Annotated in this window: 22 protein-coding genes; 19 read left to right on the top strand and 3 right to left on the bottom strand. The window is 54.0% G+C overall.

The features are described from left to right. The first annotated feature begins 296 nt into the window (after window positions 1-296). The 18 genes from mnmG (at window position 297) to phoU (ending at window position 18,865) form a co-directional block, all read left to right on the top strand. A complete protein-coding gene (gene mnmG / locus ACOT1A_RS10520; protein ID WP_022649871.1) occupies window positions 297-2,186 on the top strand; it encodes a tRNA uridine-5-carboxymethylaminomethyl(34) synthesis enzyme MnmG in 1,890 nt (629 codons plus the stop codon). Between the two features lie 107 nt (window positions 2,187-2,293). Then, a complete protein-coding gene (rsmG, locus tag ACOT1A_RS10515) occupies window positions 2,294-2,917 on the top strand; it encodes a 16S rRNA (guanine(527)-N(7))-methyltransferase RsmG (protein WP_022649872.1) in 624 nt (207 codons plus the stop codon). A 616-nt stretch (window positions 2,918-3,533) separates the two neighbouring features. Continuing rightward, complete coding sequence (gene atpI, locus ACOT1A_RS10510; protein ID WP_003862375.1) at window positions 3,534-3,914, top strand: F0F1 ATP synthase subunit I; 381 nt, start codon at window positions 3,534-3,536, stop codon at window positions 3,912-3,914. Between the two features lie 8 nt (window positions 3,915-3,922). Beyond that, complete coding sequence (atpB, locus tag ACOT1A_RS10505) at window positions 3,923-4,738, top strand: F0F1 ATP synthase subunit A (RefSeq protein ID WP_022649873.1); 816 nt, start codon at window positions 3,923-3,925, stop codon at window positions 4,736-4,738. 49 nt (window positions 4,739-4,787) lie between these two features. Beyond that, entirely contained in the window at window positions 4,788-5,027 is a 240-nt protein-coding gene (atpE, locus tag ACOT1A_RS10500) for a F0F1 ATP synthase subunit C (protein ID WP_000429386.1), read from the top strand. Between the two features lie 48 nt (window positions 5,028-5,075). Beyond that, window positions 5,076-5,546 carry a F0F1 ATP synthase subunit B gene (gene atpF, locus ACOT1A_RS10495; protein ID WP_003862370.1) on the top strand — a complete coding sequence of 157 codons (471 nt, stop codon included), beginning with the start codon at window positions 5,076-5,078 and terminating at the stop codon, window positions 5,544-5,546. Between the two features lie 14 nt (window positions 5,547-5,560). Further along, on the top strand, window positions 5,561-6,094 hold the full coding sequence (gene atpH / locus ACOT1A_RS10490; RefSeq protein WP_003862369.1) for a F0F1 ATP synthase subunit delta: 534 nt from the start codon (window positions 5,561-5,563) through the stop codon (window positions 6,092-6,094). 12 nt (window positions 6,095-6,106) lie between these two features. Further along, window positions 6,107-7,648: a F0F1 ATP synthase subunit alpha gene (gene atpA / locus ACOT1A_RS10485; protein ID WP_006808751.1), complete on the top strand. Its 1,542-nt coding sequence runs from the start codon at window positions 6,107-6,109 to the stop codon at window positions 7,646-7,648. Between the two features lie 51 nt (window positions 7,649-7,699). Then, complete coding sequence (gene atpG, locus ACOT1A_RS10480) at window positions 7,700-8,563, top strand: F0F1 ATP synthase subunit gamma (protein WP_003862364.1); 864 nt, start codon at window positions 7,700-7,702, stop codon at window positions 8,561-8,563. A gap of 31 nt (window positions 8,564-8,594) precedes the next feature. Next, window positions 8,595-9,977, top strand: a complete 1,383-nt coding sequence (gene atpD, locus ACOT1A_RS10475; RefSeq protein ID WP_003862362.1) for a F0F1 ATP synthase subunit beta — start codon at window positions 8,595-8,597, stop codon at window positions 9,975-9,977. A gap of 20 nt (window positions 9,978-9,997) precedes the next feature. Continuing rightward, complete coding sequence (locus ACOT1A_RS10470) at window positions 9,998-10,417, top strand: F0F1 ATP synthase subunit epsilon (protein ID WP_006177560.1); 420 nt, start codon at window positions 9,998-10,000, stop codon at window positions 10,415-10,417. A 138-nt stretch (window positions 10,418-10,555) separates the two neighbouring features. Then, the gene (gene glmU / locus ACOT1A_RS10465) at window positions 10,556-11,926 is read left to right on the top strand and encodes a bifunctional UDP-N-acetylglucosamine diphosphorylase/glucosamine-1-phosphate N-acetyltransferase GlmU (RefSeq protein WP_023305126.1); all 1,371 of its coding nucleotides are present in this window, start codon (window positions 10,556-10,558) and stop codon (window positions 11,924-11,926) included. A gap of 240 nt (window positions 11,927-12,166) precedes the next feature. Further along, window positions 12,167-13,996: a glutamine--fructose-6-phosphate transaminase (isomerizing) gene (gene glmS, locus ACOT1A_RS10460; protein WP_276169974.1), complete on the top strand. Its 1,830-nt coding sequence runs from the start codon at window positions 12,167-12,169 to the stop codon at window positions 13,994-13,996. 278 nt (window positions 13,997-14,274) lie between these two features. Next, window positions 14,275-15,315, top strand: a complete 1,041-nt coding sequence (pstS, locus tag ACOT1A_RS10455; protein ID WP_022649876.1) for a phosphate ABC transporter substrate-binding protein PstS — start codon at window positions 14,275-14,277, stop codon at window positions 15,313-15,315. Between the two features lie 127 nt (window positions 15,316-15,442). Next, window positions 15,443-16,402, top strand: a complete 960-nt coding sequence (gene pstC, locus ACOT1A_RS10450; protein WP_022649877.1) for a phosphate ABC transporter permease PstC — start codon at window positions 15,443-15,445, stop codon at window positions 16,400-16,402. Next, window positions 16,402-17,292, top strand: a complete 891-nt coding sequence (gene pstA, locus ACOT1A_RS10445) for a phosphate ABC transporter permease PstA (RefSeq protein ID WP_022649878.1) — start codon at window positions 16,402-16,404, stop codon at window positions 17,290-17,292. Before pstC ends, pstA begins: the two co-directional genes overlap by 1 nt. A 47-nt stretch (window positions 17,293-17,339) precedes the next feature. Further along, a complete protein-coding gene (pstB, locus tag ACOT1A_RS10440; RefSeq protein WP_003861154.1) occupies window positions 17,340-18,113 on the top strand; it encodes a phosphate ABC transporter ATP-binding protein PstB in 774 nt (257 codons plus the stop codon). A 26-nt stretch (window positions 18,114-18,139) separates the two neighbouring features. Beyond that, window positions 18,140-18,865, top strand: coding sequence for a phosphate signaling complex protein PhoU (gene phoU, locus ACOT1A_RS10435; protein WP_003861153.1), 726 nt, complete (start codon window positions 18,140-18,142; stop codon window positions 18,863-18,865). Window positions 18,866-18,950: 85 nt separating this feature from the next. Here the strand turns inward: phoU and yieH are convergent, their stop codons facing one another. Continuing rightward, entirely contained in the window at window positions 18,951-19,616 is a 666-nt protein-coding gene (gene yieH, locus ACOT1A_RS10430; RefSeq protein ID WP_022649879.1) for a 6-phosphogluconate phosphatase, read from the bottom strand. 165 nt (window positions 19,617-19,781) lie between these two features. Here yieH and adeP point away from each other — a divergent pair, with 165 nt between their 5' ends. Continuing rightward, entirely contained in the window at window positions 19,782-21,119 is a 1,338-nt protein-coding gene (gene adeP, locus ACOT1A_RS10425; RefSeq protein ID WP_139152660.1) for an adenine permease AdeP, read from the top strand. 91 nt (window positions 21,120-21,210) lie between these two features. Here adeP and ACOT1A_RS10420 read toward each other — a convergent pair whose 3' ends face one another. Both ACOT1A_RS10420 and ACOT1A_RS10415 read right to left on the bottom strand, forming a co-directional pair. Beyond that, window positions 21,211-21,777, bottom strand: a complete 567-nt coding sequence (locus tag ACOT1A_RS10420) for an NADPH-dependent FMN reductase (protein ID WP_022649881.1) — start codon at window positions 21,775-21,777, stop codon at window positions 21,211-21,213. Window positions 21,778-21,813: 36 nt separating this feature from the next. Continuing rightward, window positions 21,814-22,560: a 4'-phosphopantetheinyl transferase family protein gene (locus ACOT1A_RS10415; RefSeq protein ID WP_023298947.1), complete on the bottom strand. Its 747-nt coding sequence runs from the start codon at window positions 22,558-22,560 to the stop codon at window positions 21,814-21,816. Window positions 22,561-22,563 lie beyond the last annotated feature (3 nt).

Here is a 22,563-nt window from a genome sequence, read left to right as displayed (position 1 = left end):
TAGTTTTTGACCTGTGTATAAAGTGGCGATCTGATCCCAGCTTATACGGTCCAGGATCACCGATCATTCACAGCAAACGATCCTTCCTAACTGCATGATCTTATTTATGGGATCGGACTTATCCACAAAGGTCTGCGATCCTAATAAGAGATCACAATAGAACAGATCTCTAAATAAAAAGATCTTCTTTTTAATAGCCCAGGATCCCAATGCTTTCTCGAAAGACTAAAGTTGAGTAGAATCCACGGCCCGGGCTTCAATCCATTTTCATACCGCTTTACGCGAGGCAGACCACCATGTTTTATCAGGATCCTTTTGACGTCATCATCATTGGCGGGGGTCACGCAGGCACTGAGGCCGCAATGGCCGCAGCGCGAATGGGTCAGCAGACCCTGCTTTTGACACACAATATCGACACGCTGGGACAAATGTCCTGTAATCCGGCGATTGGCGGCATTGGGAAAGGACACCTGGTAAAAGAAGTGGATGCACTTGGCGGCCTGATGGCGAAAGCGATCGATCATGCGGGCATCCAGTTTAGGATACTAAACGCGAGTAAAGGTCCGGCTGTTCGCGCCACCCGTGCACAGGCAGACCGCGTGCTTTACCGTCAGGCTGTGCGCACCGCGCTGGAAAACCAACCGAACCTGATGATCTTCCAGCAGGCTGTAGAAGATCTTATCGTGGAAAACGATCGTGTTGTTGGCGCCGTGACCCAGATGGGTCTCAAGTTCCGCGCAAAAGCGGTGGTGCTGACGGTCGGGACATTCCTGGACGGTAAAATCCATATTGGTCTGGACAACTACAGCGGTGGCCGTGCGGGCGATCCGCCGTCGATTCCGCTGTCTCGTCGTCTGCGTGAGCTGCCGCTGCGCGTAAGCCGCCTGAAAACCGGTACGCCGCCGCGAATCGATGCGCGTACCATTGATTTCAGCGTACTGGCACAGCAGCACGGTGATAACCCGATGCCGGTGTTCTCGTTCATGGGCAATGCGGCGCAACATCCGCAGCAGGTGCCGTGCTACATCACGCACACCAATGAAAAAACCCATGACGTGATCCGCAGCAACCTCGATCGCAGCCCAATGTACGCCGGCGTGATCGAAGGGATCGGCCCACGTTATTGCCCGTCGATCGAAGATAAAGTGATGCGCTTTGCCGATCGTAACCAGCATCAGATCTTCCTCGAACCTGAAGGGCTGACCTCGAACGAAATTTACCCGAACGGCATCTCCACCAGCCTGCCGTTCGACGTGCAGATGCAGATTGTGCGTTCAATGCAGGGGATGGAAAACGCGAAGATCGTTCGTCCTGGCTACGCTATTGAGTACGATTTCTTCGATCCGCGTGACCTGAAGCCGACGCTGGAAAGCAAATTCATCCAGGGTCTGTTCTTCGCAGGCCAGATTAACGGCACCACCGGGTACGAAGAAGCTGCCGCACAAGGGCTGCTGGCCGGTCTGAACGCCGCTCGCTTCTCTGCCGAGAAAGAGGGCTGGGCACCGGCGCGTTCTCAGGCTTACCTGGGCGTTCTGGTCGACGATCTCTGCACGCTGGGGACCAAAGAACCGTACCGCATGTTTACTTCTCGTGCGGAATATCGCCTGATGCTGCGCGAAGACAATGCCGATCTGCGTCTGACCGAGGTGGGCCGCGAATTGGGTCTGGTGGATGACGAACGCTGGGCGCGCTTCAACGAGAAGCTGGAGCGTATCGAACAGGAACGTCAGCGCCTGAAAACCACCTGGGTGAATCCGCAGGCGGAAACTGCTGCTGAAGTGAACGCTCACTTAACTGCGCCGCTTTCGCGCGAAGCCAGTGGTGAAGATCTGCTGCGCCGTCCTGAAGTCACCTACGAGAATCTGGTCAAACTGACCGCGTTCGCACCGGGCCTTGAAGACGCTGAAGCGGCTGAACAGGTCGAGATTCAGGTGAAATACGAAGGTTACATCGCGCGTCAGCAGGATGAGATCGAAAAACAGCAGCGCAACGAAAATACGCTGCTGCCGGAAATGCTGGACTATCGTCAGGTGACGGGGCTTTCCAACGAAGTGATCGCTAAGCTGAACGATCACAAACCTGTGTCGATTGGCCAGGCCTCACGTATCTCCGGTGTCACACCTGCCGCGATTTCGATTCTGCTGGTGTGGCTGAAAAAGCAGGGTATGCTGCGCCGTAGCGCGTAATTAACATTGCTTTTGGCGGGTGGCGCTTCGCTTACCCGCCCTACTTAATCGTAGGCCCGGTAAGCGGCAGTGCCACCGGGCGAAAAATCTCTCAACAGGTATCCACCGTGCTCAATAAACTCTCTCGTCTGCTGGAACAGGCAGGTATTTCGCTCACCGATCACCAGAAAAATCAGCTGGTGGCCTATGTCGATATGCTGAACAAATGGAATAAAGCGTACAACCTCACCTCCGTACGCGATCCCAACGAGATGCTGATTCGCCATATTCTCGATAGCATCGTTGTGGCGCCGTATCTTACCGGTGAACGTTTTATCGACGTGGGCACCGGTCCGGGCTTGCCGGGCGTTCCGTTGTCTATTGTTCGACCGGAGAGTCATTTCACGCTGCTGGACAGTCTGGGCAAGCGCGTACGCTTTTTACGACAGGTTCAGCATGAGCTGAAGCTGGAAAACATCACGCCCGTGCAGAGCAGGGTAGAGGAGTTCCCGGCAGAGCCACCGTTTGACGGCGTTATCAGCCGCGCATTTGCCTCACTCAATGACATGGTGAGCTGGTGCAAACACCTGCCGGCGGATAAGGGCCGTTTTTATGCGCTGAAAGGACAACTTCCGGGGGACGAAATAGAGCAGCTTCCGGACGGTTTTGCAGTGGAATCCATTGAAAAACTCCAGATCCCTCAGCTCGAAGGTGAGCGTCATCTGGTGATAATTAAGCCAAACACATTTTAAAAAATTAATAAAAAATGTGGAATTTGTGCTGTTCTGATGGTGTTAAAAAGCAGCACATCCAGTCTGATTTGGCCGTAGTTAATTTAACCTTGTTGTCACCATGGATTTTCTTATGGTTAACCTGAAGTGATTCGTTCACCCTGAAGATAGTCAACCATGAAAATATCAGCCTGCTAAAAATGGGTAAAGGCAACAAGAATGAGATGTTAAATATTTATTAAGAATGTCAATAAAAGGTTTTTGTTGTATACGGCTCTGTTTTAAAAATAGTTGCGATTTTTTTGCTTTAATTTCAATCGGATGAAATAAATCGTTTTACGTCTTTGATAAATACCACTTTATCGCAAATGTGTATTTTGTGATCTCGTGCACGCTTTATCACCAACGTTTCCGCGCTGTTTGCAGTTTTGCCTGAAGGTTGGCACTGAGTTCAAAAGTTGAAAAATAGGACTGGGGAAAAATATTTAAACATTTATTCACCTTTTCGCTACTTAATGTTTGAAATCACGGGTACGCACCGTATAATTTGACCGCTTTTTGATGCTTGACTCTGAGCCTTAAAGGACGTTTTATACGACACGCGGCATACCTCGAAGGGAGCAGGAGTAAAAACGTGATGTCTGTGTCGCTCTTGAGTAGAAACGTTGCTCGTAAGCTTCTGTTCATTCAGTTTCTGGCTGTGATAGCAAGTGGACTGCTGTTTAGCCTCAAAGACCCCTTCTGGGGCATCTCCGCCGCGTGCGGAGGTTTGGCGGTGGTTCTGCCAAACGTGTTGTTTATGATTTTTGCCTGGCGTCATCAGGCGCATACACCCGCCAAAGGCCGCGTGGCCTGGTCCTTCGCTCTCGGCGAAGTGTGTAAGGTGTTGCTGACCTTTGCTCTACTGGTGATGGCGCTGGCGGTTTTGAAAGTGGTATTCATGCCGCTGATAGCAACGTGGGTTTTGGTGCTGGTGGTACAAGTTCTGGCTCCAGCTGTAATCAATAACAAAGGGTAAAAGGCATCATGGCTTCAGAAAATATGACGCCGCAGGATTACATAGGTCACCATCTGAATAACCTTCAGCTGGACCTGCGTACATTCTCGCTGGTGGATCCACATAACCCCCCGGCCACCTTCTGGACGATCAACATCGACTCCATGTTCTTCTCGGTGGTTTTGGGTCTTCTGTTCCTGGCCATGTTCCGCGGTGTTGCTAAACGAGCGACCAGCGGTGTTCCAGGGAAATTCCAGACGTTCATCGAGATGATCATCGGCTTTGTCCATGGCAGCGTCAAAGACATGTACCATGGTAAGAGCAAGCTGATTGCTCCGCTGGCCCTGACCGTGTTCGTTTGGGTCTTCCTGATGAACCTGATGGACCTTCTGCCTATCGATTTCCTGCCGTGGATCGGCGAGCATGTCTTCGGTCTGCCTGCCCTGCGCGTGGTTCCGTCTGCCGACGTGAACATCACCCTGTCGATGGCGCTGGGCGTATTTATCCTGATTCTTTTCTACAGCATCAAAATGAAAGGCGTAAGCGGCTTTGTGAAAGAGCTTACCTTGCAGCCGTTCAACCACTGGGCGTTTATTCCGGTCAACCTGATCCTGGAAGGCGTTAGCCTGCTGTCCAAACCTGTTTCACTGGGTCTGCGACTGTTCGGCAACATGTATGCGGGTGAGCTGATTTTCATTCTGATCGCGGGTCTTCTGCCGTGGTGGTCACAGTGGATTCTGAATGTGCCATGGGCCATTTTCCACATCCTGATCATTACGCTGCAAGCCTTTATCTTCATGGTTCTGACGATCGTCTATCTGTCGATGGCGTCTGAAGAGCACTGATTTTTTACCAACACTACTACGTTTTAATTGAAACAAACTGGAGACTGTCATGGAAAACCTGAATATGGATCTGCTGTACATGGCTGCCGCTGTGATGATGGGTCTGGCGGCTATCGGTGCTGCGATCGGTATCGGCATCCTCGGGGGCAAATTCCTGGAAGGCGCAGCGCGTCAACCTGATCTGATTCCTCTGCTGCGTACTCAGTTCTTTATCGTTATGGGTCTGGTGGATGCAATCCCAATGATCGCTGTAGGTCTGGGTCTGTACGTGATGTTTGCTGTCGCGTAGTAGTTGTTTTAAAACCCCAAGCCACAGAAATTTAAGAGGTATTGTGCTGTGAACATGAACGCAACAATCCTCGGCCAGGCCATCGCGTTTATTCTCTTTGTCTGGTTCTGCATGAAGTATGTATGGCCGCCTTTAATGGCTGCCATCGAAAAACGTCAGAAAGAAATTGCTGACGGTCTGGCTTCCGCAGAACGCGCTAAGAAAGATTTGGACCTTGCACAGGCCAACGCGACAGACCAGCTGAAAAAAGCGAAAGCTGAAGCTCAGGTAATCATTGAACAGGCTAACAAACGCCGTTCTCAGATCCTGGACGAAGCCAAAGCTGAAGCAGAACAGGAACGTACTAAGATCGTGACACAGGCTCAGGCTGAAATTGAAGCTGAGCGTAAACGTGCTCGTGAAGAACTGCGTAAGCAGGTTGCGATTCTGGCTGTTGCTGGCGCCGAGAAGATCATCGAACGTTCCGTGGATGAAGCTGCTAACAGCGACATCGTGGACAAACTTGTCGCTGAACTGTAAGGAGGGAGGGGCTGATGTCTGAATTTGTTACGGTAGCTCGCCCCTACGCCAAAGCAGCTTTTGACTTTGCTGTCGAACACCAAAATGTCGATCGCTGGCAGAATATGCTGGCGTTTGCCGCTGAGGTGACGAAAAACGAACAAATGGCCGAGTTGCTTTCTGGTGCGTTAGCGCCTGAAACCCTCGCCGCGTCGTTTATCGCCGTGTGCGGAGAGCAACTGGATGCCAACGGCCAGAACCTGATTAAGGTGATGGCGGAAAATGGTCGTCTCCGTGTGCTCCCGGATGTTCTCGAGCAGTTTGAGCACTTACGTGCCCTTAGTGAAGCTACCGCTGAAGTTGAAGTAACTTCCGCGACTGAACTGAGTGATGAACAGCTTGCGAAAATCACCGCCGCGATGGAAAAACGTCTGTCACGCAAAGTTAAGCTGAATTGCAAAATCGATAAGTCTGTAATGGCAGGCGTAATCATCCGTTCGGGTGATATGGTCATTGATGGCAGCGTACGCGGCCGTCTTGAGCGCCTTGCAGACGTCTTGCAGTCTTAAGGGGACTGGAGCATGCAACTGAATTCCACCGAAATCAGCGAACTGATCAAGCAGCGCATTGCTCAGTTCAGTGTTGTGAGTGAAGCTCACAACGAAGGTACTATTGTTTCTGTAAGTGACGGTGTTATCCGCATCCACGGCCTGGCCGATTGTATGCAGGGTGAGATGATTTCCCTGCCGGGTAACCGTTACGCTATCGCACTGAACCTGGAGCGCGACTCCGTAGGTGCCGTTGTGATGGGTCCATACGCTGACCTTGCCGAAGGCATGAAGGTTAAGTGTACTGGCCGTATTCTGGAAGTGCCGGTTGGCCGTGGCCTGCTGGGTCGCGTTGTTAACACCCTGGGTGCGCCAATCGACGGTAAAGGTCCGGTTGAGCACGATGGCTTCTCTCCAATCGAAGTTATCGCACCAGGCGTTATCGACCGTCAGTCCGTTGATCAGCCAGTGCAGACGGGTTATAAGTCCGTTGATGCCATGATCCCAATCGGTCGTGGTCAGCGTGAACTGATCATCGGTGACCGTCAGACCGGTAAAACCGCGATGGCAATCGACGCCATCATCAACCAGCGTGATTCCGGCATCAAATGTGTGTACGTGGCTATCGGCCAGAAAGCGTCCACCATTTCCAACGTGGTTCGTAAACTGGAAGAGCACGGCGCACTGTCTAACACCATCGTTGTGGTAGCTACCGCGTCTGAATCTGCTGCACTGCAATACCTGGCACCATACGCTGGTTGCGCAATGGGCGAATACTTCCGTGACCGCGGTGAAGATGCGCTGATCGTATACGATGACCTGTCTAAACAGGCTGTTGCTTATCGTCAGGTTTCCCTGCTGCTCCGTCGTCCACCAGGACGTGAAGCATTCCCGGGCGACGTATTCTACCTCCACTCTCGTCTGCTGGAGCGTGCTTCCCGCGTTAACGCGGAATACGTCGAGAACTTCACCAAAGGTGAAGTGAAGGGTAAAACAGGTTCTCTGACCGCTCTGCCGATCATTGAAACCCAGGCGGGTGACGTTTCTGCGTTCGTTCCGACCAACGTAATCTCCATTACCGATGGTCAGATCTTCCTGGAAACCAACCTGTTTAACTCCGGTATTCGTCCGGCGGTTAACCCGGGTATCTCCGTATCCCGTGTGGGTGGTGCTGCTCAGACCAAGATCATCAAGAAACTGTCCGGTGGTATCCGTACCGCGCTGGCACAGTATCGTGAACTGGCTGCGTTCTCTCAGTTCGCATCCGATCTGGACGAAGCAACCCGTAAACAGCTGAGCCACGGTCAGAAAGTGACCGAGCTGCTGAAGCAGAAACAGTACGCGCCAATGTCTGTTGCTCAGCAGGGCCTGGTACTGTTCGCGGCTGAACGCGGTTACCTCGAAGATGTGGAACTGGCGAAAATCGGTAGCTTCGAAGCCGCTCTGCTGGCTTACGTCGACCGTGATCACGCTCCGCTGATGCAAGAGATCAACCAGACCGGTGGCTATAACGACGAAATCGAAGGCAAGCTGAAAGCTATCCTCGATTCCTTCAAAGCAACCCAATCCTGGTAATCGTCCGGCGGCTTGTCTCAGGACAAGCCGTCTGGCATTGAGGAGAAGCTCATGGCCGGCGCAAAAGAGATACGTAGTAAGATCGCAAGCGTCCAGAACACGCAAAAGATCACTAAAGCGATGGAGATGGTCGCCGCTTCCAAAATGCGTAAATCGCAGGATCGCATGGCGGCCAGCCGTCCTTATGCAGAGACCATGCGCAAAGTGATTGGTCACCTTGCAAACGGTAATCTGGAATATAAGCACCCTTACCTGGAAGAACGCGACGTTAAGCGCGTGGGCTACCTGGTGGTGTCGACTGACCGTGGTCTGTGTGGCGGCTTGAACATTAACCTGTTCAAAAAACTGCTGGCGGATATGAAAGGCTGGTCCGATAAAGGCGTTCAGTGCGATCTGGCACTGATTGGCTCTAAAGGCGTCTCTTTCTTTAACTCCGTTGGCGGCAACATTGTCGCTCAGGTGACCGGTATGGGTGATAACCCGTCCCTGTCCGAACTGATCGGCCCGGTTAAAGTGATGTTGCAGGCCTACGATGAAGGCCGTCTGGACAGACTGTACGTTGTCAGCAACAAATTTATTAACACCATGTCTCAGGTGCCTACGCTCACTCAGATGCTGCCGTTACCGGCATCAGAAGATGACGAGCTGAAACAGAAAGCCTGGGATTACCTGTATGAACCCGATCCGAAACCGCTGCTGGATACCCTGCTGCGTCGTTACGTTGAATCTCAGGTTTATCAGGGCGTTGTAGAAAACCTGGCCAGCGAGCAGGCCGCACGAATGGTGGCGATGAAAGCCGCGACCGATAATGGCGGCAGCCTGATTAAAGAGCTGCAGTTGGTTTACAACAAAGCTCGTCAGGCCAGCATTACTCAGGAACTCACCGAGATCGTCTCGGGGGCCGCCGCGGTTTAACCAGGTTTACGAATTACGTAGAGGATTCAAGATGGCTACTGGAAAGATTGTCCAGGTAATCGGCGCCGTGGTGGACGTCGAGTTCCCTCAGGACGCCGTACCACGCGTGTACGACGCGCTTGAGGTACAAAATGGTAACGAGAGCCTGGTGCTGGAAGTTCAGCAGCAGCTCGGCGGCGGTATCGTGCGTACCATCGCCATGGGTTCTTCCGACGGTCTGCGTCGTGGTCTGGAAGTGAAAGACCTTGAGCACCCGATCGAAGTCCCGGTAGGTAAAGCAACACTGGGTCGTATCATGAACGTATTGGGTCAACCAATCGACATGAAAGGCGACATCGGTGAAGAAGAGCGTTGGGCTATCCACCGCGCGGCACCTTCCTACGAAGAGCTGTCCAGCTCTCAGGAACTGCTGGAAACCGGCATCAAAGTTATCGACCTGATGTGCCCGTTCGCGAAGGGCGGTAAAGTTGGTCTGTTTGGTGGTGCGGGTGTAGGTAAAACCGTAAACATGATGGAGCTGATCCGTAACATCGCGATCGAGCACTCCGGTTACTCCGTGTTTGCGGGTGTTGGTGAACGTACTCGTGAGGGTAACGACTTCTACCACGAAATGACCGACTCCAACGTTCTGGATAAAGTATCCCTGGTTTACGGCCAGATGAACGAGCCACCAGGAAACCGTCTGCGCGTTGCGCTGACTGGCCTGACGATGGCTGAGAAGTTCCGTGACGAAGGCCGTGACGTTCTGCTGTTCGTTGATAACATCTACCGTTACACCCTGGCCGGTACTGAAGTATCTGCACTGCTGGGTCGTATGCCTTCAGCGGTAGGTTATCAGCCTACGCTTGCGGAAGAGATGGGTGTTCTTCAGGAACGTATCACCTCTACCAAAACTGGTTCTATCACCTCCGTTCAGGCGGTATACGTACCTGCGGATGACTTGACTGACCCATCTCCAGCCACCACCTTTGCTCACTTAGATGCAACCGTGGTACTGAGCCGTCAGATCGCGTCTCTGGGTATCTACCCGGCCGTTGACCCGCTGGACTCTACCAGCCGTCAGCTGGATCCACTGGTTGTTGGCCAGGAACACTACGACACCGCGCGTGGCGTACAGTCCCTGCTGCAACGTTACCAGGAACTGAAAGACATCATCGCCATCCTGGGTATGGATGAACTGTCTGAAGAAGACAAACTGGTGGTAGCACGTGCGCGTAAGATCCAGCGCTTCCTGTCCCAGCCGTTCTTCGTTGCGGAAGTATTCACCGGTTCTCCAGGTAAATACGTTTCCCTGAAAGACACCATCCGTGGCTTTAAAGGCATCATGGAAGGCGAATACGATCACCTGCCAGAGCAGGCGTTCTACATGGTTGGTTCCATCGAAGAAGCCGTGGAAAAAGCCAAAAAACTTTAACGCCTTAATCGGAGGGTGATATGGCAATGACTTACCACCTGGACGTCGTCAGCGCAGAGCAACAAATGTTCTCTGGTCTGGTCGAGAAAATCCAGGTAACGGGTAGTGAAGGTGAACTGGGTATTTTCCCGGGTCACGCACCGCTGCTCACCGCCATTAAGCCTGGTATGATCCGCATCGTTAAACAGTTCGGTCATGAAGAGTTTATCTATCTGTCCGGCGGCATTCTTGAAGTGCAGCCAGGCAGTGTGACCGTTCTGGCCGATACCGCTATTCGTGGCCAGGATCTCGACGAAGCGCGAGCCCTGGAATCGAAGCGTAAGGCTGAAGAGCACATTAGCAGCTCTCATGGTGACGTGGATTACGCTCAGGCGTCTGCGGAGCTGGCCAAAGCGATCGCGAAACTGCGCGTTATCGAGTTGACCAAAAAAGCGATGTAACACCGGCTTGAAAAGCACAAAAGCCAGTCTGGATCCCAGGCTGGCTTTTTTTTTCGGCCTTAATTCATGATGAAAAAGATGTAGAATTTTAAGCATCAAACGTTTTTACTTCTCACACAAACTACCGTCAGGATGCGTATGTTAAACAGTGCGATGAGCGTGGTGATCCTTGCTGCAGGCAAAGGTACCCGCATGTATTCCGATCTGCCTAAAGTGCTCCACACGCTGGCAGGAAAGCCAATGGTGCAGCATGTTATTGATGCAGCTAATGAATTAGGCGCCAGCCAGGTGCATCTGGTTTATGGACATGGCGGCGATCTGCTGAAAAAAACGCTGCGTGACGACAATCTCAACTGGGTGCTACAGGCAGAACAGCTGGGTACGGGTCATGCAATGCAGCAGGCTGCACCCTTCTTCGCTGATGATGAAGATATCCTGATGCTCTACGGCGACGTCCCGCTGATCTCCGTTGAAACCCTCACTCGCCTGCGTGAAGCCAAACCGCAGGGTGGCATTGGGTTGTTAACCGTCGTGTTGGACGATCCAACCGGCTATGGCCGCATTACGCGTGAAAACGGCAAGGTAACCGGGATTGTTGAGCATAAAGATGCCACTGACGAACAGCGTCAGATTCAGGAGATCAACACCGGCATCCTGATTGCGAACGGTGCAGATATGAAGCGCTGGCTGTCCAAACTCAATAATAACAACGCGCAGGGTGAATACTACATCACCGACATCATTGCGATGGCGTACCAGGAAGGGCGTGAGATTGCCGCCGTTCATCCGGCGCGTATCAGCGAAACGGACGGGGTAAACAACCGTCTACAGCTGTCACGCCTGGAGCGTATTTACCAGTCCGAGCAGGCAGAAAAACTGTTGCTGGCGGGCGTTATGCTGCGCGATCCGGCGCGTTTCGATCTGCGTGGCACGCTGACCCACGGGCGCGACGTTGAAATAGATACTAACGTTATCCTGGAAGGTAACGTCACGCTGGGCAACCGCGTCAAAATCGGCACCGGCTGTGTGATTAAAAACAGCGTGATCGGTGACGACTGCGAAATCAGCCCGTACAGCGTGGTAGAAGATGCGCGTCTGGATTCCGCCTGTACCATCGGCCCGTTTGCGCGTCTGCGCCCGGGCGCTGAGCTGCTGGAAGGCGCTCATGTAGGTAACTTCGTGGAAATGAAAAAAGCACGTCTCGGTAAAGGCTCGAAAGCCGGTCATCTGACCTATCTGGGCGATGCGGAAATTGGCGACAACGTAAACATCGGTGCAGGGACGATTACCTGTAACTATGACGGTGCCAATAAGTTTAAAACCATCATCGGTGATGACGTGTTTGTAGGTTCCGATACCCAGCTGGTGGCGCCTGTTACCGTGGGCAAAGGCGTGACCATTGCCGCCGGGACAACCGTTACGCGCGATGTGGCCGAGAACGAGCTGGTGTTAAGCCGCGTTCCGCAGGTCAGTAAGCAGGGCTGGAAACGCCCGGTGAAGAAAAAGTAACGACAATATACACCCCTCACCCTGACCCTCTCCCCATAGGGGAGAGGGGAACTGAATGGTGCGGTTTTCACCCTCTCCCCTATGGGGAGAGGGCTGGGGTGAGGGGATAACATAATCCTCCCCCCACCAGCAGTACCCATAAAAATAACCCCACTCTCTACAAGGCTCGGGGTGCCCGGAAAGGGCAAATACAGGTCAGCGACAACGCATGGCATAACGCCATAATCAGGAAATCTAACTATGTGTGGAATTGTTGGCGCAGTTGCGCAGCGTGATATTGCTGAAATCCTTCTCGAAGGTTTACGTCGTCTGGAATACCGTGGTTATGACTCAGCCGGTCTGGCTGTCGTCGATGCAGAAGGTCATATGACCCGTCTGCGTCGTCTCGGTAAAGTGCAGATGCTGGCCCAGGCTGCGGAGGAACATCCGCTGCACGGTGGCACCGGTATTGCGCATACCCGCTGGGCGACTCACGGTGAGCCATCTGAAGGCAACGCACACCCGCATGTGTCTGAACACATTGTGGTGGTGCATAACGGCATTATCGAAAACCACGAACCGCTGCGTGAAGAACTGAAAACGCGCGGCTATACCTTCGTCTCTGAAACCGACACCGAAGTGATTGCTCACCTGGTGCACTGGGAGCTGGCACAGGGCGGTACACTGCGTGATGCGGTGCTGCGCGCTATCCCTCAGCTGCGTGGTGCTTACGGTACGGTGATCATGGATTCCCGTGACCCGTCCACGCTGCTGGCCGCGCGTTCCGGTAGCCCGATGGTGATTGGTCTGGGCATGGGTGAAAACTTTATCGCTTCCGACCAGCTGGCGCTGCTGCCGGTTACCCGTCGCTTTATCTTTCTGGAAGAGGGCGACATTGCCGAGGTGACACGTCGCAGCGTGACCGTATTCGACACGAAAGGCGAGCAGGTTAAGCGCCAGGAAATCGAATCAAACCTGCAATACGACGCGGGCGACAAAGGCGCTTACCGTCACTACATGCAGAAAGAGATCTACGAACAGCCAAACGCCATTAAAAACACTCTGACCGGGCGCATCAGCCATGGTGAAGTGGATCTGAGCGAGCTGGGCGCCAATGCCAACGAAATGCTGAGCAAAGTCGAGCACATTCAGATCGTGGCCTGCGGTACCTCTTACAACTCCGGTATGGTCTCTCGCTACTGGTTTGAATCCCTGGCGGGCGTGCCGTGCGACGTCGAAATCGCATCTGAGTTCCGCTATCGTAAATCCGCTGTGCGCCGTAACAGCCTGATGATCACCCTTTCCCAGTCTGGCGAAACGGCCGATACCCTGGCGGCGCTGCGTCTGTCTAAAGAGTTGGGTTACCTGGGTTCGCTGGCCATCTGTAACGTACCGGGCTCCTCGCTGGTGCGTGAATCCGATCTGGCGCTGATGACTAAAGCGGGCACCGAAATCGGCGTCGCTTCCACCAAAGCGTTTACCACTCAGCTGACCGTTCTGCTGATGCTGGTGGCGAAGCTGGCGCGTCTGAAAGGCGAAGATGCTTCCGTTGAGCATGATATCGTTCACGGTCTCCAGGCGCTGCCGAGCCGTATCGAGCAGATGCTGTCTCAGGACAAGCGCATTGAGGCGCTGGCTGAAGATTTCTCTGATAAGCACCACGCTCTGTTCCTGGGCCGTGGCGATCAGTACCCTATCGCGCTGGAAGGCGCGCTGAAGCTGAAAGAGATCTCCTACATCCACGCGGAAGCCTACGCGGCAGGCGAGCTGAAACACGGTCCGCTGGCGCTGATCGACGCGGATATGCCGGTTATCGTGGTGGCACCGAACAACGAACTGCTGGAAAAACTGAAATCTAACATCGAAGAGGTGCGCGCCCGTGGTGGTGTACTGTACGTCTTTGCGGATAAAGATGCCGGTTTCGCCAGCAGCGACAACATGCACATCATCGAGATGCCGCATGTGGAAGAGGTGATTGCGCCGATCTTCTACACCGTACCGCTGCAACTGCTGGCTTACCACGTCGCGCTGATCAAAGGCACCGACGTTGACCAGCCGCGAAATCTGGCGAAGTCCGTTACCGTAGAATAATCCTTCCAGGCTCCGCCATCCGGTGGAGCCTTTTTTTATGACAATCCGTCATTTTCAGCTATTTTATCAGTGTCACATAAAGAAAATATTACTGAAAACAAGCTGTCATAATAATCATTAAGTTTATGATTTATTTATGGATTTTTGCTTAATTTTAAGTGAAATTTTCTTTGTCATAAAACTGTCATATTTCGTACATTTATCTGTCACCTGTTTGTCCTATTTTGCTCATCGTAGCCACTTAAACAATGATTTACGAAATCCTTGCAGGAGACATTATGAAAGTTATGCGTACCACTGTCGCAACTGTTGTCGCCGCGACCTTATCTCTGAGCGCTTTCTCTGCTTTCGCAGCAGCAAGCCTTACTGGCGCTGGTGCAACCTTCCCTGCGCCGGTGTATGCCAAATGGGCGGATACCTACCAGAAAGAGACCGGTAACAAGGTCAACTATCAGGGTATCGGCTCCTCCGGTGGCGTAAAACAAATTACCGCGAATACCGTTGATTTCGGCGCATCCGACGCTCCGCTGTCTGATGAGAAACTGAATCAGGAAGGCCTGTTCCAGTTCCCGACCGTGATCGGCGGCGTTGTGCTGGCTGTTAACATCCCTGGCCTGAAATCAGGCGAGCTGGTGCTGGACGGCAAAACCCTGGGTGATATCTATCTGGGCAAAATCAAAAAATGGGATGACGAAGCCATCACGAAACTGAACCCGGGCGTTAAGCTGCCTTCGCAGAATATCGCGGTGGTTCGTCGTGCTGACGGCTCTGGTACCTCTTTCGTGTTCACCAGCTACCTGGCGAAAGTGAACGAAGAGTGGAAATCTAAAGTCGGTTCCGGCTCTACCGTTAACTGGCCAACCGGTCTGGGCGGTAAAGGCAACGACGGTATCGCTGCCTTCGTACAGCGTCTGCCTGGCTCTATCGGCTATGTAGAGTACGCTTACGCGAAGCAGAACAACCTGGCTTACACCAAACTGGTTTCTGCTGACGGCAAACCGGTTAGCCCGACCGAAGAGAACTTCGCTAACGCCGCAAAAGGCGCTGACTGGAGCAAATCCTTCGCTCAGGACCTGACCAACCAGAAAGGCGACGATGCATGGCCTATCACGTCTACCACCTTCATTCTGGTCCACAAAGAGCAGAAGAAGCCTGAGCAGGGTGCTGAAGTGCTGAAGTTCTTCGACTGGGCATACAAAAACGGCGGCAAACAGGCGAATGACCTGGATTACGCCAGCCTGCCAGACAGCGTGGTTGAGCAGATCCGTGCTGCATGGAAAACCAACGTGAAAGACAGCAGCGGTAAAGCGCTGTACTAACAGGATATTTTTGACGAAGATGGCGGGTGGCGCGCAGCGATCCCGCCCTACGGTTCATCCTGTAGGCCCGGTAAGCGCCAGCGCCACCGGGCATATTCGTAAGACGTCTCATAAAGAAGAGTAATTTATGGCTGCAACCAAGCCTGCATTTAACCCTCCGGGTAAAAAAGGTGACATGATTTTCAGCGCGCTGGTGAAACTGGCTGCGCTGATTGTGCTATTGCTGCTGGGCGGCATTATCGTGTCCCTCATTTTCTCCTCCTGGCCGAGCATTCAAAAATTTGGTTTCGCCTTCCTGTGGACCAAAGAGTGGGATGCGCCGAACGATATCTACGGTGCGCTGGTGCCGATTTACGGCACGCTGGTGACCTCTTTTATCGCTCTGCTGATTGCGGTGCCGGTAAGCTTCGGTATTGCCCTGTTCCTGACGGAGCTGGCACCAGGCTGGCTGCGACGTCCGCTGGGTATCGCCATTGAACTGCTGGCGGCCATCCCAAGTATCGTTTACGGCATGTGGGGCCTGTTTATCTTTGCTCCGCTGTTTGCGACGTACTTCCAGGAGCCGGTGGGTAATGTTCTCTCCGCCGTTCCGTTTGTGGGGGCCCTGTTCTCTGGCCCGGCATTCGGTATCGGTATTCTGGCGGCTGGCGTGATCCTCGCCATCATGATTATTCCGTACATTGCGGCGGTCATGCGCGATGTCTTCGAACAAACCCCGGTGATGATGAAAGAGTCGGCCTACGGCATCGGCTGCACCACCTGGGAGGTTATCTGGCGCATCGTCCTTCCGTTCACCAAAAATGGGGTGATCGGCGGCATCATGCTGGGCTTAGGCCGCGCGCTGGGTGAAACCATGGCGGTGACCTTTATCATCGGCAACACCTACCAGCTCGACAGCGTGTCGCTCTACATGCCGGGGAACAGTATTACCTCTGCGCTGGCGAACGAATTTGCCGAAGCGGAATCCGGGCTGCACGTCGCAGCGCTGATGGAACTGGGTCTGATCCTGTTTGTTATTACCTTTATTGTGCTGGCTATCTCCAAGCTGATGATTATGCGTCTGGCTAAAAACGAGGGGGCACGCTAATGGCGACTCTCGACATGCAAAACACCGCTCAGCTTGCGGAATCTCGTCGCAAAATGCAGTCAAAGCGCCGGATTAAAAACCGCATTGCGCTGACGCTTTCCATGGCCACGATGGCGTTCGGCCTGTTCTGGCTGATCTGGATCCTGATGTCCACCATCACCCGTGGTATTGATGGAATGTCCCTGGCGCTGTTCACCGAGATGACGCCGCCGCCAAACACGGCGGGTGGTGGTCTGGCAAACGCCCTGGCGGGCAGCGGCCTGCTGATCCTGTGGGCGACCGTTTTCGGTACGCCGTTGGGCATCATGGCGGGTATCTATCTGGCGGAGTATGGCCGCAAGTCCTGGATCGCTGAAGTCATCCGCTTTATTAACGACATTCTGCTTTCTGCCCCGTCGATTGTGGTAGGTCTGTTTGTTTACACCATCGTGGTGGCGCAAATGGAACACTTCTCCGGCTGGGCGGGTGTGATTGCGCTGGCGCTGTTGCAGGTGCCTATCGTTATTCGTACCACTGAAAACATGCTGAAACTGGTGCCGGACAGCCTGCGTGAAGCGGCTTACGCACTGGGCACGCCGAAATGGAAAATGATTTCGGCGATCACCCTGAAAGCGTCCGTCTCGGGGATCATGACCGGTATCCTGCTGGCTATCGCCCGTATCGCTGGTGAAACCGCACCGCTGCTGTTTACCGCCCTCTCCAACCAGTTCTGGAGTACGGACATGATGCAGCCGATCGCCAACCTGCCGGTGACGATCTTTAAATTTGCGATGAGCCCATTCGCGGAATGGCAGCAGCTGGCCTGGGCCGGGGTGCTGATCATCACCCTTTGCGTACTGTTGCTGAACATTCTGGCGCGCGTCATTTTCGCGAAGCAGAAACACGGTTAAATTTTTACGGCGCGGCACATCGCGGCGCCGAATGAGGAAATGAGTCAATGAGTATGGTTGATACTGCCCCGGGTAAGATTCAGGTTCGTGATTTGAACTTCTACTACGGCAAATTCCATGCCCTGAAGAATATCAACCTGGATATCGCGAAGAACCAGGTCACGGCATTTATCGGTCCGTCTGGCTGTGGTAAATCCACGCTGCTGCGCACCTTTAACAAAATGTATTCGCTCTATCCGGAGCAGCGCGCAGAAGGTGAAATTCTGCTGGACGGTGACAACATCCTGACCAATACCCAGGATATCGCCCTGCTGCGTGCGAAAGTGGGGATGGTGTTCCAGAAACCCACGCCGTTCCCGATGTCGATCTATGACAACATCGCCTTTGGTGTGCGTCTGTTTGAGAAGCTCTCCCGTGCGGATATGGACGAGCGCGTGCAGTGGGCATTGACCAAGGCCGCATTATGGAACGAAACCAAAGATAAACTTCACCAGAGCGGGTACTCTCTCTCCGGTGGTCAGCAGCAGCGTCTGTGCATTGCGCGCGGTATCGCCATTCGCCCGGAAGTCTTGCTGCTGGATGAGCCGTGCTCAGCCCTTGACCCGATCTCAACCGGGCGTATCGAAGAGCTGATCACCGAGCTGAAGCAGGATTACACCGTGGTGATCGTCACTCACAACATGCAGCAGGCTGCCCGTTGTTCTGACCACACGGCGTTTATGTACCTGGGCGAGTTGATTGAGTTCAGCGATACGGACGCGCTGTTCACCCGTCCTGCGAAGAAACAAACCGAAGATTATATTACTGGCCGCTACGGTTGATTTGCCTTAGTGCATGTGGAGAAACCATGGACAACCTCAATCTTAATAAACACATTTCCGGCCAGTTTAACGCAGAGCTGGAAAGCATTCGCACCCAGGTGATGACCATGGGCGGCATGGTCGAGCAGCAGCTTTCTGATGCGATTACGGCAATGCACAACCAGGACAGCGAGCTTGCGAAGCGCGTTATCGAAGGCGATCACAACGTCAATATGATGGAAGTCGCCATCGACGAAGCGTGCGTGCGCATCATTGCCAAGCGTCAGCCAACCGCGAGTGACCTGCGTCTGGTAATGGCGATCATCAAAACTATCGCCGAGCTGGAGCGTATTGGTGACGTGGCGGATAAAATCTGCCGCACCGCGCTGGAGAAATTCTCCCAGCAGCACCAGCCGCTGCTGGTGAGCCTGGAGTCTCTCGGTCGCCACACCGTGCAGATGCTGCACGATGTGCTGGACGCTTTCGCGCGCATGGATCTGGACGAAGCGGTCCGTATCTACCGTGAAGATAAGAAAGTTGACCAGGAATACGAAGGCATAGTGCGTCAGCTGATGACCTACATGATGGAAGATTCCCGTACCATTCCAAGCGTGCTGACCGCGCTGTTCTGCGCGCGCTCAATTGAGCGTATTGGCGACCGCTGCCAGAACATTTGCGAATACATCTTCTACTTCGTGAAGGGACAGGATTTCCGTCACGTGGGCGGCGACGAGCTGGACAAGCTGCTGGCGGGTAAAGATCCGAAAGAGTGATGTGTGTGGCGGGTGGAGCTATCGCTTACCCGCCCTACGATCCTTGTAGGCCGGATAAGCGTTAGCGCCATCCGGCTTTGTTTTTTCAGCGAGTAATATCCCACCCGCGCGCCTTCCACAGTTCCGGCAGCTGCGCCAGGTCTGTAAAGGTCGTCACTTTTGGATGATCGATCGGCTTGTTGTGCGGATCGGCGCAGAAGTAAAACACCTCCATCCCCGCATCAATCCCCGACTGCGCGCCCGCAGACGAGTCATCCACCAGGATGCAGTTCTCCACGTTGACGTTCATCGCCTTCGCCGCGTGGAACATCAATGCCGGATCCGGCTTCCAGCGCTGGATATCGTAGCCGCTGAACAGTTTTTCCGGGAAGTGGTGCAACATGTCCAGCTTGCCGAGTGAGTGCTGCATTTTGCTGACCGGGCCGTTAGAGACCACGCAGATCGGCACCGTCATCGCATCCAGCAGCGCGTTAGCGCCGGCGATAACTTCCAGCTCGGCGTCGAAGAGGCGTGCGACCTCGGCGCGGTACACCGGTTCCAGATCCGCTTTCGCCAGATCCACCCCGTGCTCTTCGTTAATGATGTCGATGATCTCGTACAGCTTCACGCCCTTAAAGCGTTTAAACACCTCTTCGAGATCGAGCGTAATGCCAAATTCCTGGAACATGGCGACATACGCACGGGAACAAATGACCTCACTGTCGACCAGCGTACCGTCACAGTCGAAAAATACCGCTTCAATTCCGGACATGCCTTTCCCTTTTAACAAGTTTAACGTTTACGTACGACAGTTTAACGAGACGCAATCGTTGCCGTATAAGCAAAATCAATGAAAAAAGTATCCCGTAACCGCCACTATTGTCGCATTTTGGTATAGGATAGCGACGAATTTTCCCTCCTTGTTCGGAAATTGATGATGAGTCAACAACACACTACCCAGACATCTGGTCAGGGGCTGCTTGAGCGCGTGTTCAAACTGCGCGAGCACGGCACAACGGCACGCACCGAAGTGATCGCCGGTTTTACTACCTTCCTGACGATGGTCTATATCGTTTTCGTTAACCCGCAAATTCTGGGCGTGGCTGGCATGGACACCAGCGCCGTCTTTGTTACCACCTGTCTGATCGCGGCCCTTGGCAGCATCCTGATGGGCGTTTTCGCTAATCTGCCCGTGGCGTTGGCCCCGGCAATGGGTCTGAATGCGTTCTTTGCGTTCGTGGTGGTTCAGGCGATGGGCCTGCCGTGGCAGGTTGGGATGGGGGCTATTTTCTGGGGCGCGGTCGGCCTGCTGCTGCTGACCATCTTCCGTGTGCGCTACTGGATGATTGCGAACATTCCCGTGAGCCTGCGCGTGGGTATCACCAGCGGTATCGGTCTGTTTATCGGCATGATGGGGCTGAAAAACGCTGGCGTAATCGTGGCGAACCCGGAAACGCTGGTGAGTATTGGTAACCTGACCTCTCACAGCGTGCTGCTGGGCGTGCTGGGCTTCTTTATTATCGCGATCCTGGCGTCGCGTAACATCCACGCTGCGGTGCTGGTCTCTATCATCGTGACCACGCTGCTGGGCTGGATGCTGGGTGACGTGCATTACAGCGGTATTGTCTCTGCGCCACCGAGCGTTTCTACCGTGATTGGTCACGTTGATCTGGCGGGCTCGCTGAACCTGGGTCTGGCCGGAGTGATTTTCTCCTTCATGCTGGTCAACCTGTTTGACTCCTCCGGTACGCTGATTGGCGTGACGGACAAAGCGGGTCTGGCGGACGAGAAAGGCAAATTCCCGCGCATGAAGCAGGCGCTGTATGTGGATAGCATCTCGTCCGTTGCGGGTTCTTTCATCGGCACCTCGTCTGTTACCGCTTACATTGAATCCTCTTCCGGCGTGTCCGTGGGCGGCCGTACTGGCCTGACGGCGGTAGTCGTGGGTCTGCTGTTCCTGCTGGTGATCTTCCTCTCTCCGCTGGCGGGGATGGTGCCACCGTACGCGGCAGCTGGCGCGCTGATCTACGTCGGCGTGCTGATGACCTCGAGCCTGGCGCGCGTGAAGTGGGAAGATCTGACGGAAGCCGTTCCGGCGTTTATTACCGCGGTGATGATGCCGTTCAGCTTCTCGATCACCGAAGGTATCGCGCTGGGCTTTATCTCGTACTGTGTGATGAAGATCGGTACCGGCCGTTTCCGCGAACTCAGCCCGTGCGTGATGATTGTGGCGCTGCTGTTTGTGCTCAAGATTGTGTTTATTGACGCGCACTAAGGTGCGGTTTGTGGTGTCAGGTGGCGCTTTGCTTACCTGACCTACTGACGAGTGTAGGCCCGGTAAGCGCTAGCGCCACCGGGCTTTTTTATCAGGTTTTAACCCGCTTAATATAATCCCCAAACGCGGTCAACTGACCAGAGAGATGGTCACGCGTACTCTGATCCACCACTTCACCCGTTTGCGGGTCGACTTTGTTCTGAATCACGCCGCCCATAAATTCCGGCTTGTTCATCACCATCGCATCCAGGAACACCAGGATCTGTCGCAGGTGATACTGGCAGCGCGCACCGCCGATGGCGCCCATTGAGCTGGTCTGGATCAGCACCGGTTTGCCTGACAGCGGCTGCTCCGGTAAACGGGATAACCAGTCAATCGCGTTCTTCAGACCCCCCGGAACCGAGTAGTTATATTCTGGCGTTACAATCACTACACCATCAGCCTGACGGATCTGCTCGGCTATCGCCTCCACGCTGTGCGGGAACCCTTCTTCCTGCTGAACGTCAGCATCATAAAGCGGGATGTCGCCAATAGACGGCAGGGCGCTGATCTCCATTCCCGCAGGCGCCAGCTGTGGCAGCGTGCGCGCTACCATCCCGTTAAACGAACCTTTGCGCAGGCTTCCCAGTAACGTAACAACTTTCAACGTATCAGACATGATTACTCCTGTTTCATCATGATGACCCTGGACGGATCAGCTATGGGTGTATGCTTTTTCTGCCGGTAAACTGGTTAATCGCATCAGGCGCGCGGCGGGCTCGTTGGCGCGCTCAGGTACATCCGGAAGACTACGCCAACCGCGAATACTGTCAAACTCCCAGATTTTCAGCCGTTCGATGGCGGGGCTCACCGCAACGGACCAGATCAGTACGTCCTCAGCGTCGCTGAGCGCCTCTACCAGCGAGGCTTTCGCGGCACGCAGGCGTCCGGAGCCGGGAAGCAGCTGCAACAGGCTGGCGTCGTCTGATGCCGCGCCGCTCAGTTTACGGATGCTCTGGCGAAGGGTGATGAGCTGCGCTCTGGCTTCAACGGGATCGTTCTGGTTACGTATCCACAGCTTTTCATTGCTGGAGAGCGGGTATTCATCGAGCGCGTTAGCACCATGGAAGCTGCGCGTGACGCGTTGCAGCTCCATATCCAGGCCGCAATCACCTTCAGTCGTCAGCGCGACGCCAACAATGTTGCCGGTATACGCAATGGAAAAATGGGGGAGTGCCGGGTCCGCAAAAACCGGGCGACCTTCTGGCTGGGTGAGTATGTCCGGTAATTCGCTGGTGCCGTACAGCATAAAAAGCAGTTCTGCGAGGAGCGCTCTGGAAGCTAAAAACCGCGTCCTGCGGTGTTCAGGTAGTTTGAGCGCCTCACTGTGACAGGCTGAAGAAATTCTGGCCGATACGAGATGCCCTTCCGTTAATGTTCCTCGTGCAAAGTGCGTAGCCATTTT

Origin of the sequence: Enterobacter cloacae complex sp. SYL003, from assembly GCF_049236925.1 — a bacterium.
In the GTDB taxonomy this organism is placed as follows: Bacteria; Pseudomonadota; Gammaproteobacteria; order Enterobacterales; family Enterobacteriaceae; genus Enterobacter; species Enterobacter intestinihominis.
The sequence above is the reverse complement of the archived record's forward strand: the minus strand, read 5'-3'. Positions and strand labels throughout refer to the sequence as shown.

Coding starts and splice junctions, on each gene's coding strand:
- mnmG (WP_022649871.1), top strand. CDS start 297: ATGTTTTATCAGGATCCTTTTGACGTCATCATCATTGGCGGGGGTCAC.
- atpI (WP_003862375.1), top strand. CDS start 3,534: ATGTCTGTGTCGCTCTTGAGTAGAAACGTTGCTCGTAAGCTTCTGTTC.
- atpB (WP_022649873.1), top strand. CDS start 3,923: ATGGCTTCAGAAAATATGACGCCGCAGGATTACATAGGTCACCATCTG.
- atpE (WP_000429386.1), top strand. CDS start 4,788: ATGGAAAACCTGAATATGGATCTGCTGTACATGGCTGCCGCTGTGATG.
- atpH (WP_003862369.1), top strand. CDS start 5,561: ATGTCTGAATTTGTTACGGTAGCTCGCCCCTACGCCAAAGCAGCTTTT.
- atpA (WP_006808751.1), top strand. CDS start 6,107: ATGCAACTGAATTCCACCGAAATCAGCGAACTGATCAAGCAGCGCATT.
- atpG (WP_003862364.1), top strand. CDS start 7,700: ATGGCCGGCGCAAAAGAGATACGTAGTAAGATCGCAAGCGTCCAGAAC.
- atpD (WP_003862362.1), top strand. CDS start 8,595: ATGGCTACTGGAAAGATTGTCCAGGTAATCGGCGCCGTGGTGGACGTC.
- ACOT1A_RS10470 (WP_006177560.1), top strand. CDS start 9,998: ATGGCAATGACTTACCACCTGGACGTCGTCAGCGCAGAGCAACAAATG.
- glmU (WP_023305126.1), top strand. CDS start 10,556: ATGTTAAACAGTGCGATGAGCGTGGTGATCCTTGCTGCAGGCAAAGGT.
- glmS (WP_276169974.1), top strand. CDS start 12,167: ATGTGTGGAATTGTTGGCGCAGTTGCGCAGCGTGATATTGCTGAAATC.
- pstS (WP_022649876.1), top strand. CDS start 14,275: ATGAAAGTTATGCGTACCACTGTCGCAACTGTTGTCGCCGCGACCTTA.
- pstC (WP_022649877.1), top strand. CDS start 15,443: ATGGCTGCAACCAAGCCTGCATTTAACCCTCCGGGTAAAAAAGGTGAC.
- pstA (WP_022649878.1), top strand. CDS start 16,402: ATGGCGACTCTCGACATGCAAAACACCGCTCAGCTTGCGGAATCTCGT.
- pstB (WP_003861154.1), top strand. CDS start 17,340: ATGAGTATGGTTGATACTGCCCCGGGTAAGATTCAGGTTCGTGATTTG.
- phoU (WP_003861153.1), top strand. CDS start 18,140: ATGGACAACCTCAATCTTAATAAACACATTTCCGGCCAGTTTAACGCA.
- yieH (WP_022649879.1), bottom strand. CDS start 19,616: ATGTCCGGAATTGAAGCGGTATTTTTCGACTGTGACGGTACGCTGGTC.
- adeP (WP_139152660.1), top strand. CDS start 19,782: ATGAGTCAACAACACACTACCCAGACATCTGGTCAGGGGCTGCTTGAG.
- ACOT1A_RS10420 (WP_022649881.1), bottom strand. CDS start 21,777: ATGTCTGATACGTTGAAAGTTGTTACGTTACTGGGAAGCCTGCGCAAA.
- ACOT1A_RS10415 (WP_023298947.1), bottom strand. CDS start 22,560: ATGGCTACGCACTTTGCACGAGGAACATTAACGGAAGGGCATCTCGTA.